Annotated in this window: 13 protein-coding genes; 6 read left to right on the forward strand and 7 right to left on the reverse strand. The window is 58.0% G+C overall.

From position 1 onward, the window contains the following. Positions 1-13: 13 nt before the first annotated feature. Positions 14-805 carry a GIN domain-containing protein gene (locus tag ACP7AJ_RS09830; RefSeq protein ID WP_426060021.1) on the reverse strand — a complete coding sequence of 264 codons (792 nt, stop codon included), beginning with the start codon at positions 803-805 and terminating at the stop codon, positions 14-16. A gap of 27 nt (positions 806-832) precedes the next feature. Here ACP7AJ_RS09830 and ACP7AJ_RS09835 point away from each other — a divergent pair, with 27 nt between their 5' ends. The 4 genes from ACP7AJ_RS09835 to gldG all read left to right on the forward strand — a co-directional run bounded on the left by ACP7AJ_RS09835 (position 833) and on the right by gldG (position 5,086). Next, entirely contained in the window at positions 833-1,528 is a 696-nt protein-coding gene (locus tag ACP7AJ_RS09835) for an SDR family oxidoreductase (RefSeq protein WP_426060022.1), read from the forward strand. A 64-nt stretch (positions 1,529-1,592) separates the two neighbouring features. Continuing rightward, positions 1,593-2,501, forward strand: coding sequence for a gliding motility-associated ABC transporter ATP-binding subunit GldA (gene gldA / locus ACP7AJ_RS09840; protein ID WP_426060023.1), 909 nt, complete (start codon positions 1,593-1,595; stop codon positions 2,499-2,501). 129 nt (positions 2,502-2,630) lie between these two features. Further along, a complete protein-coding gene (gldF, locus tag ACP7AJ_RS09845; protein WP_426060024.1) occupies positions 2,631-3,356 on the forward strand; it encodes a gliding motility-associated ABC transporter permease subunit GldF in 726 nt (241 codons plus the stop codon). Further along, positions 3,356-5,086, forward strand: a complete 1,731-nt coding sequence (gene gldG, locus ACP7AJ_RS09850; RefSeq protein ID WP_426060025.1) for a gliding motility-associated ABC transporter substrate-binding protein GldG — start codon at positions 3,356-3,358, stop codon at positions 5,084-5,086. The genes gldF and gldG overlap by 1 nt, the downstream gene beginning before the upstream one ends. 8 nt (positions 5,087-5,094) lie before the next feature. Here the strand turns inward: gldG and ACP7AJ_RS09855 are convergent, their stop codons facing one another. Beyond that, positions 5,095-5,961, reverse strand: a complete 867-nt coding sequence (locus tag ACP7AJ_RS09855; RefSeq protein WP_426060026.1) for a DUF7003 family protein — start codon at positions 5,959-5,961, stop codon at positions 5,095-5,097. Positions 5,962-6,113: 152 nt separating this feature from the next. Between ACP7AJ_RS09855 and dnaN the strand changes: the two genes are divergently transcribed. Together dnaN and gldC are read left to right on the forward strand one after the other, a co-directional pair. Then, positions 6,114-7,238, forward strand: a complete 1,125-nt coding sequence (gene dnaN / locus ACP7AJ_RS09860) for a DNA polymerase III subunit beta (RefSeq protein WP_426060027.1) — start codon at positions 6,114-6,116, stop codon at positions 7,236-7,238. Between the two features lie 151 nt (positions 7,239-7,389). Continuing rightward, the gene (gene gldC / locus ACP7AJ_RS09865; protein WP_426060028.1) at positions 7,390-7,725 is read left to right on the forward strand and encodes a gliding motility protein GldC; all 336 of its coding nucleotides are present in this window, start codon (positions 7,390-7,392) and stop codon (positions 7,723-7,725) included. A gap of 77 nt (positions 7,726-7,802) precedes the next feature. Here gldC and ACP7AJ_RS09870 read toward each other — a convergent pair whose 3' ends face one another. The 5 genes from ACP7AJ_RS09870 to ACP7AJ_RS09890 form a co-directional block, all read right to left on the reverse strand. Then, the gene (locus tag ACP7AJ_RS09870) at positions 7,803-8,345 is read right to left on the reverse strand and encodes a hypothetical protein (protein WP_426060029.1); all 543 of its coding nucleotides are present in this window, start codon (positions 8,343-8,345) and stop codon (positions 7,803-7,805) included. A gap of 137 nt (positions 8,346-8,482) precedes the next feature. After that, the gene (gene dcd / locus ACP7AJ_RS09875; RefSeq protein ID WP_426060030.1) at positions 8,483-9,022 is read right to left on the reverse strand and encodes a dCTP deaminase; all 540 of its coding nucleotides are present in this window, start codon (positions 9,020-9,022) and stop codon (positions 8,483-8,485) included. Between the two features lie 147 nt (positions 9,023-9,169). Next, on the reverse strand, positions 9,170-10,057 hold the full coding sequence (locus ACP7AJ_RS09880; protein WP_426060031.1) for a hypothetical protein: 888 nt from the start codon (positions 10,055-10,057) through the stop codon (positions 9,170-9,172). Between the two features lie 130 nt (positions 10,058-10,187). Next, entirely contained in the window at positions 10,188-11,483 is a 1,296-nt protein-coding gene (gene hemL / locus ACP7AJ_RS09885) for a glutamate-1-semialdehyde 2,1-aminomutase (RefSeq protein WP_426060032.1), read from the reverse strand. Between the two features lie 88 nt (positions 11,484-11,571). Next, positions 11,572-13,317 carry a tetratricopeptide repeat protein gene (locus ACP7AJ_RS09890; protein ID WP_426060033.1) on the reverse strand — a complete coding sequence of 582 codons (1,746 nt, stop codon included), beginning with the start codon at positions 13,315-13,317 and terminating at the stop codon, positions 11,572-11,574. Positions 13,318-13,523: the final 206 nt, after the last annotated feature.

Consider the following 13,523-nt stretch of genomic DNA (forward strand, 5'->3'; position numbering starts at 1 on the left):
GCCGCCTTCGCTGTTACTCGGCTTTCGCTTTTCCCTTGCCCGTTATGGTGATATCCGTAGAAGCAGGCGGCCCTCCGTAATACAAGGTGCCAGTACCTGCCAAAAGGCCGCCTACTATATCGGAAGCGCGCACGTAGGCATTGCCATCGCTGTGGCGGGTCATGGTGAAATAGCAGCGTTGGGCGGCAATGCCCTGCGCAAACAGCCGGCCGCCCCCGCCCACCAGGAAATTCAATTCGATAGCTTGCCCCCGCACGGTAACGTCTCCCACCTCGTATTGGTCGATGTATAGCTGCCGGGCCTTCACGTGGAGGTCATAATTGCCCGCTCCTATCAGGTGGAAGAAAATAGTGTCCTGCGCAAACTGCCCAACAGTGCTGATGTTGCCATGGCCGCGGAGAAAGATGTCGGTAATATTTGGCAGGTGCAAGGTCACCTCCCGGGGCGTATCGTAGCTCCGCAGCCAGTTGCAGCTGCTGGAGTTGGAAATTTCCAGACTGTTGCCCTTGCGGGTAAGTTCGATGTCTGCAATCAGGTTTTTGCCCGCTCGCACTTCGGCGTAGGTTTGCGGGTCCTGCACCAGGCGCACGTCCACATTATCGAAAGTGTAAATGGTGGTGAGGCCAGGGGCAACTTCGCGCCGCTCGGTGATGATAGTACCGGTGCTTTTCAGGCAGCTGGCGTCGGGGCCGCAGGTACTGAGGCCGGTGGCCAGCGCTACACCAGCCGCCGCCCGGCTTAGGCCACGCAGCACCCCAAACCATCCTGCGCCGCTAACTTGCGGCGGCAAACTCGTATAGCCCATTTGCATCCCTAATTTTTCCAAAGATAAATGGACCTCACTGGCAAACTCGCCATCGTTACTGGCGCAAGCAAAGGAATAGGACGTGCCACCGTAGAAGCTTTGCTGGCCCGGGGTGCCGCCGTGGCGGGCTGGGGCCGCACTGCCCCCGAGGGCTTGGTGCACGACCGGTTTCAGTTTTTTGAGTGCGATGTGCGCGATGAGCACGCGGTGGCCGAGGCCCTCACTAACACGCTGCGCGAGCTGGGCCCCGAAGTGCACGTACTTGTAAATAATGCAGGCTTAGGCATTGCCGGCTCCGTCGACGGTTTTCAGTCCGACGACTGGAAGCTGATGTTCGACACCAACGTGCACGGCACCTTCTACTGCTCGCGGGCCGTCTTGCCGCAGATGAAGCGCCAGCAGCTGGGCCACATCATCAACATCGCCAGCATTGCGGGCACTACTGGTATCGAGAACATGGCCGGGTACTGCGCCAGCAAGTTTGCAGTGCGGGGCTTTTCGCAGTCCTTATTTAAAGAAGTCCGCAACGATGGCATCAAAGTAACGTCGGTTAGCCCCGGTTCTACGCAAACCAATTTCTTCGACGACATACCGGGCACGGCGGCCAACGACTCGATGATGAGCCCTGCCGATATTGCTGGCTTTATCATCTATACCTTGGAAACGCCTTTCAATTTCCACGTGGTGGAAGTGGAGATGCGACCGTTGCAACCCAAGAAGTAAATACCTAGGAGAACATCATGCTTCGCTGCGCCCTGCATCACGTTCTTGCGGACAAGAAACACTAATGGTAGAAATAGAAAACCTGACCAAAACCTACGGCACCCAAAATGCCGTGGACAACATCAGCTTCACGGCGGGCAAGGGCGAAATCGTGGGTTTTCTGGGCCCCAACGGCGCAGGCAAAAGCACCACGATGAAGATTGCCACCGGCTACCTCCCCCCCACTGCCGGCACGGTGCGCGTAGTTGGCCACGACGTGCTGACCGATAGCCTGGCCGTGCGCCGCCACGTGGGCTACCTGCCCGAGCACAACCCACTCTACCTTGACATGTACGTGCACGAGTACCTCGAATTCATAGGTTCGGTACACGGGCTTCGGGGTGCCGGCCTGCGCACCCGCGTGGGCGAGCTGGTGCGCCGGGTGGGCCTGGCCCGCGAGCAGAACAAGCAAATTGGGGCCCTCAGCAAAGGCTACCGCCAGCGCGTGGGTCTTGCCCAAGCCCTCATTCACGACCCGGACGTGCTGATTCTGGACGAACCCACCACCGGCCTCGACCCCAACCAAATTCTGGAAATCCGGCAGCTTATCCGGGAAGTAGGGGAAGACAAAACCGTCATTTTTAGTACCCACATCCTACCCGAGGTCACGGCCTTGTGCTCGCGGGTACTTATCATCAGCCGGGGCAAGCTGGTGGCCGATAGCCCCGTGGCCGAACTAGCGGCCCGCGCAGCCGGCGAGACCGTCGTACGCGCCGAATTCGAAGGCGCCGTAGATACTGTCAAGCTAGCCAAGCTACCGGGCGTGCGGCACGTGGAGGCCACCACCGATGGAGCTGTGCTGCTGCGGACCGCTCCGGGCACCGACCCGCGCGCGGCCGTGTCGCGGCTGGCCGCGCAGGAAGGCTGGATACTGCTTGGGCTGCGCCAGGAGCAACAGTCGCTGGAAGAGGTTTTTGGCGAACTGACGAAATAGAGCTCTTAACCATAATACCGAGAACGTCATGCTGAGCAGAGCCGAAGCATCTCGCTTACATCGCTAAACGATTGAGATACTACCACGCGCGAGATGCTTCGGCTCCGCTCAGCATGACGTTCAACCACTATGCTCACTATCCTTCAAAAAGAATTTAACGCCTTTCTCAACTCCCCCGTCGCCTACGTGGTGCTGGGGGTGTTTTTGATTGCGACGGGCTTGTTCGTGTGGGTTTTCCCGGACAGCAGCGTGCTGGACTACGGCTACGCCGACCTGCAAACGCTGTTTTCGCTGGCTCCCTGGATATTCCTGTTCCTAATTCCGGCCATCACCATGCGCACGTTTGCGGAGGAGAAAAAGGCCGGCACCATTGAACTGCTCTTGACCCGGCCGCTTACTGACGGACAGATTATCGGCGGCAAGTACCTGGCCTGCCTTCTCCTGGCGCTGCTGGCACTTATTCCAACGCTACTCTACTATTACTCGGTGTCTAAACTCGGCAGCCCGGAAGGCAACATCGACTCGGCCGCTACGGTAGGTTCGTACGTGGGGCTGGCCCTGCTGGCAGCGGTATTTGCAGCCATCGGCATACTGGCTTCGGCGCTCACCCGCGACCAGATTATTGCCTTCCTCGTGGCTGTGGTGGGGTGCTTTCTGGTGTATTCTGGATTCGACTCGCTGGCGTCGGTGCTGGAAGGCAGCGCGGCCTATTACGTCAGCCAGCTGGGCATTGCCGCGCACTACCGCGACCTGAGCAAGGGGCTCATTGACTCGCGCGACTTGATTTATTTCTTCAGCGTGGTGGCAGTTGCGCTGCAAGCCACCCGCTTGGTACTACGGAGCCGCAATTGGTAATGGAAAATACGTTAACTGATTCGCCGGTGATGGCCCCTGCTCCCCCCACGCGCAAGCGGCAGGATTTATTGCGCTTTGCAGCGGTTTTGGGCGGGCTCCTGCTCTTCAATTTCGTAGCGCAGCGGTTTTTCTTCCGCCTCGATTTGACAGAGGAAAAGCGCTACACGATGTCGCCAGCCACCAAAACGCTGCTGCGCGACCTCAAATCGCCGGTTACCGTCACGGTGTACCTCACGGGCGATTTTCCGCCGGCTTTCCGCCGCCTCGAGCAAGGCGTACGCGAAACCCTGAACGAGTTTCAGGTGCACGGCGGCGCCAACCTAAACTACATCTTCATCGACCCCAGCGCGGCCAGCACTGAAGCGGCGCGCAACCAGTTCTATACCTCCCTTTTCAAAAAAGGCCTGAAGCCCACCAACCTGGGCGCCACCGAAAACGGCAAGCGCGTCGAGAAAATCATTTTCCCCTACGCAGTCGTGAGCGTGGGAGGCCAAGAGAAAAACGTGCTGTTGCTGCGCGGCAACCAAGCCGCCCCGGCCGATGTGCGCCTCAACCAAAGCATTGAAGGCTTGGAGTACGAGCTGGCCAGCACCATTCGGGCGCTGGTGCCCACGCTGCGCAAGCGCATTGGCGTGGTAGAAGGCCACGGCGAGCTAACCAATGCCCAGGCCGGCGACATGCTCGGCACCTGGCAGCAGCAATACGACGTGTTTCGCGTGACCCTGAGCAAGGTAAAAGACCTGAGCTCTCTCGACGCCGTGGTGGTGGCCCAGCCCAAAACGCCCTATTCGGAAGATGAGAAATTCAAACTCGACCAGTTCATTACCCAAGGCGGGCGGGCGCTGTTTTTCGTGGATGCCCTGCGCGTTGACCTCGACAGCGTGAGCCGCAACGGCGTGGCCCTGGCAACGCCCTACAACCTCAACCTCGACGACCTGTTCTTTAAGTACGGCCTGCGCCTCAACCAGAACCTGCTGCTGGACCTGAACAGCGGCCAAATTCCGCTCGTGACCGGCATGGACGGCAACAAGCCCAAAATTGAGCCCATGCCATGGCAGCTTTACCCGCTCATCAATCGGTTCAGCCCCCACCCCATCACCCGCAACCTCGACGCGGTGTACCTGAAATTCACCGGCAACATGGACACGGTGAAGGCCACGGGCATCCGCAAAACGGCACTGCTCACCACCTCGCGCTACACCCGCGTGCTGCCCGCCCCCATTCCGATTAATTTCAACGACGCCCGCCTCGAGCCCAACCCCAAGCTCTACCAAAGCAGCTTCCAGCCAGTGGGCTATCTGCTCGAAGGACAGTTTACTTCATTGTTCGCCAACCGGGCGCGGCCCGGCACGCTGCAGTTTCAGCCCGAAAAATCGCCCAATGCCAAGCCCAGCAAAATTCTGGTAGTGTCCGATGGCGACTTCATCCGCTCCGAAATCGACCCCAAAACCGGCAACCCCTTCCGCCTAGGCTTCGACCGCCTAGCCAACACCGAGTTCGCCAACCTCGAGCTGGTGCTTAACGCAACTGACTACCTGCTCGATGAGACCGGCCTGATTTCCGTGCGCGGGAAGCAAATCACCCTCCGCCCCCTTGACAAGGTGAAACTGGCAGAGCAACGACGTTTCTGGCAACTGCTGAACCTAGCGGCGCCGCTGGTGCTGCTAGGGGTATTTGGGGCCGTGCGGGCCTGGCGGCGCAAGCGGAGGTATGCGAGGTTTGGGGTATAGAAATCGGGTTACAAAAAACCAGATTCTGGCCAGTTTGACCAGTGTGTATTTGGTGCAAGCGTAGGGTGATAGTGGCTGGTGTCGCCTGTTGCCAGCACTTTCGCAAGCTGCTGCCAAGTTTCATAGCTGCTGGGACGCGTCGTTTCCCACTGCTCGCGTTCAAGCTGTCCCATCCTTTCTTCTTGGGCACGTATGGCATCCGTGAGCGCAGCCAAGTCCATTCCGTTTAAGCTGCCGTGCTTCTGATTTAATTCGAATGCAGCGGCAATCTGCTCTGTTGAGAGGACGTTTGTAGGTCTGGCCGTGAAGTCTTTATGATACCATTCATCAACTACCACTAGCTTCTTTAGATGCTTAGGAATTGACTTGTATAACTCGGCATCCGTAGCTCGGAACACGTCTTGGTTTCGTGTAATAAGTAGCCGACCAACTTCTTGCATGTCGATTCTACCCGGTTCATATTCTACCAAATCAATTCCAGCGCGCTCATAATCTACCTTATTATGGCTCAATTTCAAATGGGTGTTGTGCACCAATAAGCTGGATGCTTCAGGATTCAACAAATCATCAGCTGTAGCTGCATTGAAAGAATCCTCGTCAATTGGTGCAGCATCATAGTAGTGAATTTCTCGATTGTTATAACTCTCTAGATTAATCAGACAGTTACCGTAGTAAAAAATATTTAGTTCGATGCGGCCGCCTCTTGGATTGTAGCCAAGGACTTCGGCAGCTATTGCCCATTCATTTTCGCTGCGGAAGAGATTTAAGCGCGTATCAATCAGATAAGAGTACGGGTGATTTAAGGGAATAAAATCGCTGTAATACCCGTCATTTGAATGGTCGAGGGCATCAAGAATTTGTTGTTCTGAAATCATATTGATTCGCTTTCAGCACTGCTAGTAAACTTTTTTTCGCCGAATGTAAGTGGGCTTTTTGAATGAACCCTTACAGTGTCACCGACTCCCTTCCAAAGCCGAACCCCGCCGCGTATCTTTGCCCTCCCTCACCCAAAGCCTAGGCCTGCACCATGAAATTCATCGTCTCATCTTCCGCGCTGCTCAAGCAGCTGCAAAGTATTAATGGCGTGGTTACCAATAACCCCGTGGTGCCCATTTTGGAGAACTTTCTCTTTGAGATTGAGGCCGGTAAGCTTACCATCACGGCGTCGGACCTAGAGACCAGTATGATTACCGAGCTGCCTGTGGAAGCCCGCGAAACCGGTCGCATTGCCGCCCCCGCCCGCATCTTGCTCGACACGCTGAAGAACCTACCCGACCAGCCCGTAACCTTCACGCTGGATGAGGAAACTTACACCATCGAAATCAGCTCGGCCAACGGCCGCTACAAGCTAGCTGGCGAAAATGCCGCCGACTTCCCCCGCGTGCCGGTAGTGAAAGGCTCAGCCCCTATTGAGATGCCGTCGTCGTCGCTGGCCCGTGCCATCAACAAGACCATTTTCGCGGTGAGCACCGACGAGTTGCGCCCCGCTATGACCGGCATCCTGGTGCAGCTAGCGGATTCGCAAGTGACCTTCGTGGCCACCGATGGCCACCGCTTGCTCCGCTACCGCCGCCAGGACGTAGGCGCCGGCCAAACCGCCAACCTCATCATTCCTCGCAAGGCCTTCAACTTGCTGAAAGGTACGCTACCCTCTGAGGCCACGCCGGTGAAGATGGAGTTCAACCAGAGCAACGCCTTCTTCAGCTTCAACCAGATGCGCCTCGTGTGCCGCCTGATTGACGAGCGCTACCCGGACTACGAAAACGTAATTCCGGTGAGCAACCCCAACAAGCTCATCATCAACCGCGCCGAGCTGCTGAATTCGGTGCGCCGCATCAGCATCTACTCCAACAAGACTACCCACCAAGTGCGCCTGCGCCTGGCTGGTTCTGAGCTGGTGGTGTCGGCCGAAGACCTAGATTTCAGCAACGAAGCTAAGGAAACCCTTACCTGCCAGTACGACGGCGAAGACATGGAAATTGGCTTTAATGCCCGCTTTCTGCTTGAGATGCTCTCGAACATCGACTCAGAGGAAATCACGCTGGAGTTGAGCACCCCCAACCGTGCCGGCTTGCTCATGCCGACGACGGCCGACGACAACGAGAACATCCTAATGCTGGTGATGCCAGTGATGTTGAACAACTACGTTTAGATTCTTTTTGCGCTTACTCAGAACGTCATGCTGAGCTTGCCGAAGCATCTTGCTCGGGGCAGTAATCAATTTCGTTCCACGATTGAATTACCACCGCACGCGAGATGCTTCGGCAAGCTCAGCATGACGTTCTTTTTAACCCTTACTACTCATGAAAAAATCAGAAATCCGCTTCAGCATTGCTCTCGACGAGAACAAAATCCCCGAGGCCATCAGCTGGTCGGCCACCGATGCGGGGCCGGATATTCACTTCGCCAAGGCCATCAACATCGCGCTGTGGGACCGTGAGCAGGTGGGCACCATGAAGATTGACCTCTGGACCAAAGACATGCCAGTGGATGAAATGAAGCGCTTCTGCGTGGACAACATCGGTTCTATGGCAGAGAACATTGTGACCGCCACCGATGACAAAGAAATGGCCGCTAAAATGCGTGCCCTTTGCAAAGAGTTGTCGGACTACCTAGACAAGCAGGAGCAGACCCGGTAATTATTCGTTGGTGACCACAAGCAAAAAGCCCCGCCAGACTAAGTCTGGCGGGGCTTTTTGCTTGTGGTCTACTTTTCTTAACGCGCGTTACGACCCAGGTAGCCTGCGGGGCGGTTAGCCGGCGCAGATTTAGCGGGGGCTATAACGGCGTCATTGGCGCGGGCTGGAGCCGGGTTTTGCACAGATTCCGTTAGCATAATGCTGGCCGACTGCGCCGCGAAATCTTTGTCGAATTTATAGTAGTTGCCGCGGGCGCTATAGTAGCTACTGTACTGGTCATTGCTGAGGACGGCCTGCAACTCCTGGTCACGCTCCCTGCACACACCATTGCACTCCTCATCGATGAGCTTCGGGTTGCCGGCATTCTTGCGTTCGATGGCAGCCATCTTGGCTACTTTGTCGGCGTTGATGGCGCGGAGCTTGGCGGCCTGATACCCGTTGAGGCGCAGGTCGCGCACCATCTGATTACTCAGGCGGTCGGCTCGGGCCTGCACGGGGTTGAGGCGGGGGCTAGACTGGGTTTTATCACGGGGCTCTACGGTCGAGGCCCGCGGGGCTTGCTGAGCGGAGGCAGCACCGGCCAACAAAGTAAAGATTAAGGCTGCAAATGCGGTTTTCATAGTCATCGTCGTAGGGGTTCTGGTAACACGCTTACGCAAGGACCGAGCCACTTGGAAGAGGCTCAGTTGCTTTTAAAACGAAGAAAACACGCTACTGGTTCGGAATAATTCGGAGCATATAGCTGCGGGCCAATATGCTACCATTTGTTTTTCCACATCATTGACTCGACTGGCTTGTCGGTTCGGTCGTTGTATTTAGCGCTCTGCTTGTGGTTATATAACGTGGCGACGTCGCCCTGCACCGCGAAGTAGATAAGCTGGCCAATGGGCATGTGGCGGTATACCCGCACCGGCATAGAAACGCTGATTTCCAGCGTCCAATGATTGCAGAAGCCAACGTCGCCCTTGCCCGCGGTGGCGTGAATATCTATACCCAATCGGCCCACGCTGCTCTTGCCTTCGAGGAAGGGTACGGTGGCGTGGGTTTCGGTATACTCCTGAGTAACTCCGAGATACAAGGTGCCCGGCTGCAACACAAAGCCTTCGGTTTCGTGGATTTCAAAAACATCGATTTCGTTGTGCTTGCGCGCATCCAGCACGCCGTCGCGGTAGGTGGCGAGGTACGGGCCAAGGTGCACGTCGTAGGAATTAGTGCCCAGACAGCTGCGGTCGTAAGGCTCGATGATGATGGTGCCTTTTTCGATTTCCGCGAGGATTTGCTGGTCGGTCAGAATCATTAGAACTTGGTGGGGCTAAAAGTTTAAAGGCCGTTCTATCCCAATGAACGGTTTTATGGGGAGAGCTACAGAAGTTGGGGCATGGCATTGCCAGGTGGCCCGCTCACTTTGAACTGGGTACGACTTGGCTGAAGCAAGCTCAGGGGGCTAATCGTCGTCGTGCCGGGAAGGGCCGGTGGGCTCGTAGTCGTCTTCCTCGTCTTCTTCGTACCGGTCTTCGTGCAGGCCTCCCTGAGAGCGGGTAGGCCTCAGGCGGCTCATCATGCTGCGGGGCTCGGGTTCCGGCTCGGGGTCAGCCGAAAGGTTATTGATGCGGCGGCTCATGGCCGGGAGCACACTGCTGAAGAGGTAAAACAGCATGACGGCGCTGATCAGACTCAGCAGCAGCGTGACATAGTCGACCCAGTCGTGCTGCGGGGCTGTGCCCGCAACGGAAGCGGCGGCTTGGCTGGTGAGCGGCCGCTCGTCGTCGGCAGTGGCCCCAGAGCCCTCGTCGTGGGTGGTGAGGGGCGCGGCCATGGGTGCCTCGGGCTGGGCATCAACATCGGCCGGAGGCACAGCGGCTAAATCCTCGGGGGCGCCGGAGGCATTGAACTGGGCCGTAGCCTGTTGAATCAGGCGCTGCTCGGCTCGAATGAGGGCCACCCGTTCGTCGCGTGGCAGGTTGTGAATAAAGAACTCAAAGTTCTTATCGAGCAGCACCGAATTCAGCTGTTTCTCAAACTCAGCCAAGGTGTTAGGGCCGTTACCGTAGCGATTCTTGTAGCGCTCGGCCACGCCGTTGTAGTTCATGAACAACTGCTTCAGCCCGGTGTTGGTACCGAAGCCATCGAAGTTGCGGCGGGCTGCGGCCGTGCGCAGGGTGATGGGAAATTTGCCGCGGGTGAACGACTTGTCGTACACCGTTTCCATGGTGCGGAAATTCAATTCGTCGATGGTTCTATCGAAGAGCCGCTTGTTGGCTTGTGCAGGGGTTTCGGCGTGGGCCAGCTGCCCCAGCAGTAGCAGCAGAACAAAGAAAAACTGTTTTACCATGAGACAAAGGTAAAGCGCGAGGTGCCGCGAGGTTAAAAAAGGTTTCGCTAAGGTCGGGTTTAAACCAACCCTAGCGAAACCTTTTTTTAACCTCGCGGCACCTCGCACTATAATCCGGCGACGCTTGGGGCTAGCCGTGCGCCTCAATTAAGGATTCGCGGCAGGCCGTCAGGTACATTTCCACCAAGTCGTCGGTGATGGCCGTGGATACGAACAGGGCCTCAAATTGCGAAGGGGCCAGGTAGATGCCGCGGTTGAGCATGGCGTGGAAGTAGCGGCCAAAGGCAGCGGTATCGCAGTGCTTGGCATCCTCCAGGTTATTAACCGGCTGGCTGGTGAAGAACAGGCTGAACATGGAACCTACCCGGTTTACGGTGTAGTTCAGGCCGAGCTCGGCGGCAATTTGGCGGGTACCATCGGCAAGGCGGGCGGTGCTGGCGTCGAGGTTGCGGTACAGTTCGGGGTGCTCGTGCAGGTAGCGCAGCTGGGCCATGCCAGCGGCAGTGGCCATAGGGTTGCCCGACAGCGTGCCGGCCTGGTATACTTTGCCAGCGGGGGCTACGCAGTTCATGATATCTTCGCGCCCGCCGTAAGCGCCCACCGGCAGGCCGCCGCCGATGATTTTGCCCAGCGTAGTAAGGTCTGGCTTGATGCCGTAGAGTTCCTGGGCACCACCCTGCGCAAGACGGAAGCCGGTCATCACCTCATCGAAAATGAAAACGATGCCGTGCTCGGTGCACAAGGCACGGAGTGCGTGCAGGAAGCCTTCGGCGGGCGCTACCAAGCCCATGTTGCCCACCACGGGCTCCAGGATGAGGGCGGCTACCTGGCCGGGGTTGGCGGCAATAAGGGCCTCAACGGCGGGCAGGTCGTTGTAGGGAGCGGTGAGCGTATCCTGGGCAACGCCGCGGGTGACTCCGGCCGAATCGGGTTCGCCGGCGGTGAGGGCCCCGCTGCCGGCGGCTATCAGGAAAGCATCGCCGTGGCCGTGGTAGCAGCCTTCAAACTTGATGATTTTGGAGCGGCCAGTGTAGCCCCGGGCTGCCCGAATGGCCGACATGCAAGCCTCGGTGCCGGAGTTTACCAAGCGCACTTTTTCGATGCTGGGCACCATTTCCCGAATCAGCTCGGCCATGTCGACCTCGCGGCGGGTGGGCGTACCGAAACTGAGGGAGTTGGTAAGGGCCTGCGATACAGCATCAAGTACTACTTGTGGCGCGTGCCCCAAAATCATAGGACCCCAAGAGTTTATAAAGTCAACATACCGGTTGCCGTCAACATCAGTCAGCCAGGCACCTTGGGCACTTTGCATGAATACCGGCGAGCCGCCAACGGAGCGGAAGGCGCGCACGGGCGAATTGACTCCGCCCGGAATCAGCGTTTTGGCGCGTTCAAAAAGAGCGGAGGAAGTCGTGAGATTGAGCATGTAAGAAATCAATGGAAATTATAGTAGAGAATGGCGTCGGCAGAGTACTCCCCCACCGGCGGGGCGCCCAGCTCGAACCTGCCTAGACTTAGCGCAGCAGCTGCAGTTCGAGGTTATTGAGCTTGACGATGGGCACCACTTGGTTGTCGTGGGCGCCCCCCTGGTAGCTCTGCCCCTCGAACACTGCGCCTGCCACCGGGGGCGCCGTAACTAAGTTGGGCTGAAAAGCCGGCCCATACTGGAACAAGGCCGACCCAAAGTATAACAACATTTCGAACCCTTGGTTGGCGTAAACCGATGGCGGCAGGCGCTGGCGCTGCAGGTACAGCTGCCGGAGGCGGCGGAAGCCTGGGCGCTGCTCGTCGTAATATTTTGGATGCACGAAGTAGACACTCGGAGCGTTAAGCTGGCTGATTTCCAGCCGCGGGTTATCGAGCCAGGAACCAGGGCAGAGCAAGCCCGGACGGGTGGCAGCGGGCTGTTGCTGCAGCACTCGCAGGACGGAGGGCCCTACCCGGCGATTATCAGACGCAACCACCACGTGGCCGGTAGTGGGCAGGTCGAGGCCGGCAAATGCAGCGTTGAGGCTTTCATCAGCCTCCCCATTGAAACGACGAACGGCCGCAATCTTGCCTCCCTGTGCTTCAAAGGTGGTTCGGTAGGCTGTGGCAAAGTCGGTGTCGTCCTTCCCCTCTTCGTGCAGCAGCACGCCGGGGCGGGCCGTGCCAAACGCGCTTATTGCAAACTGCGCCGCCACGCGCCCCTGCGTGGCCGCACTGGAGCTATAGAGGTAATGCCAGGGATTATCCATCACCAAGTCGCCGTCTTCCGACAATGGATTAATGCACACAATCTGATGCTCGCGGGCGTAGCGGGCCAGCAGGCGTGCACCGGACTTATACACTGGGCCTATGAGCAAATCCATACCCGCAAGCTCGGGCTGGGCCAGCACCTGCTTGAGGGTTAGGGTATCGGCACCGGTGTCGTAGGCAAAGAGCTGGAGGGGGCGGCCCGCGCGCTGCAGGCTGTCCTGGGCCAGGCGCAGGCCGGCGTAGAGGTCGGTTACAAACTGATTTTTGCGCTGGGTTTGCCAGCTTGGGTCGTTCAGCTCAAACGGGAGCAGCACGCCCACGTTGTAGCTGCTTTTTTTGGTGGCGCGGGGCGGTGGCGTGTAGCGGGCGCGTTCCAGGTTGAACTTGGCAATCAGCTCATCGAGCTGGGGCCGGTCGGCCTCGGTGAAGGCGCCACCGGCTACGAGGCGGTCGGCGTAGGCGCGGGCCAGGGTGGCATCGTTGGGGTAGCGGCGCAGCAGGCGCTGCCAGGTGCTGCGGTCGGTGATGCGCGGCAGATAGGCGGCTTTCATCAACTCGCGCTCCGGGGTGAGGCGGGCGTCGGGCAGCTGGGCCAGGGTTTTGAGGGCCGTATCATGGTCTCCTTGCTCGAACGAAACCTGTCCTTGCAAAAACAAAGCGTCGGGCATGTTGGGATACGTGGGATACTCGGTCCGCAACAGGTTGAGCAGCTGCTCGGCTTCGGCCCAATCTTTGAGGCGGGTCGCGGCCACTGCGGCCAGGTAGGCTGCATCGGCGGCCCGCACAAAGCGAGCGCTGCGCTGGGCCAGCGGCTCCAGGTCTTTGAAGGCTGCCTGGTAATTGCCCTGGTCGAGGTGGGTTTTGCCACTACGGTAGCGCGCGTCCAGCGTAGCGGCGCTGGGCGGCGCAGCAGAGGCTGCTGCAGCAGGCGCCTTGGGCTTGCCCGGCGCCTGAGCCCGGGAAGGGCCTGCCAGGATGAGTAATGCTGCCAAGCCGGCCAACACAGAGGAATGATAATTCATGCAGGAAAAGAAAGGGAATAACCGTGCGGGGCTATGCGCAGACAAATGTACGAGCGACACGAGGCAGGTGGCCCTTAAGAAACTAAAGCTATTTTTTATGATAGTAAAACTACCAAACTAAAAAGTGGTAGCTACCTTTGCACCATCAGATACTAAAACAAACAGCTGTTGTGCTGCTTTGAGGTACGCTCACCCCATCATCATTA

The sequence above is a fragment of the Hymenobacter sp. B1770 genome, from assembly GCF_049896385.1.
Classification (GTDB): Bacteria; Bacteroidota; Bacteroidia; order Cytophagales; family Hymenobacteraceae; genus Hymenobacter.

Bases quoted from the DNA above. Each gene is read 5' to 3' on its own strand.
- gldF (WP_426060024.1), top strand. From the start codon at position 2,631: ATGCTCACTATCCTTCAAAAAGAATTTAACGCCTTTCTCAACTCCCCC.
- hemL (WP_426060032.1), bottom strand. From the start codon at position 11,483: ATGCTCAATCTCACGACTTCCTCCGCTCTTTTTGAACGCGCCAAAACG.
- gldC (WP_426060028.1), top strand. From the start codon at position 7,390: ATGAAAAAATCAGAAATCCGCTTCAGCATTGCTCTCGACGAGAACAAA.
- ACP7AJ_RS09880 (WP_426060031.1), bottom strand. From the start codon at position 10,057: ATGGTAAAACAGTTTTTCTTTGTTCTGCTGCTACTGCTGGGGCAGCTG.
- ACP7AJ_RS09835 (WP_426060022.1), top strand. From the start codon at position 833: ATGGACCTCACTGGCAAACTCGCCATCGTTACTGGCGCAAGCAAAGGA.
- gldG (WP_426060025.1), top strand. From the start codon at position 3,356: ATGGAAAATACGTTAACTGATTCGCCGGTGATGGCCCCTGCTCCCCCC.
- ACP7AJ_RS09830 (WP_426060021.1), bottom strand. From the start codon at position 805: ATGGGCTATACGAGTTTGCCGCCGCAAGTTAGCGGCGCAGGATGGTTT.
- ACP7AJ_RS09855 (WP_426060026.1), bottom strand. From the start codon at position 5,961: ATGATTTCAGAACAACAAATTCTTGATGCCCTCGACCATTCAAATGAC.
- dnaN (WP_426060027.1), top strand. From the start codon at position 6,114: ATGAAATTCATCGTCTCATCTTCCGCGCTGCTCAAGCAGCTGCAAAGT.
- gldA (WP_426060023.1), top strand. From the start codon at position 1,593: ATGGTAGAAATAGAAAACCTGACCAAAACCTACGGCACCCAAAATGCC.
- ACP7AJ_RS09870 (WP_426060029.1), bottom strand. From the start codon at position 8,345: ATGAAAACCGCATTTGCAGCCTTAATCTTTACTTTGTTGGCCGGTGCT.
- dcd (WP_426060030.1), bottom strand. From the start codon at position 9,022: ATGATTCTGACCGACCAGCAAATCCTCGCGGAAATCGAAAAAGGCACC.
- ACP7AJ_RS09890 (WP_426060033.1), bottom strand. From the start codon at position 13,317: ATGAATTATCATTCCTCTGTGTTGGCCGGCTTGGCAGCATTACTCATC.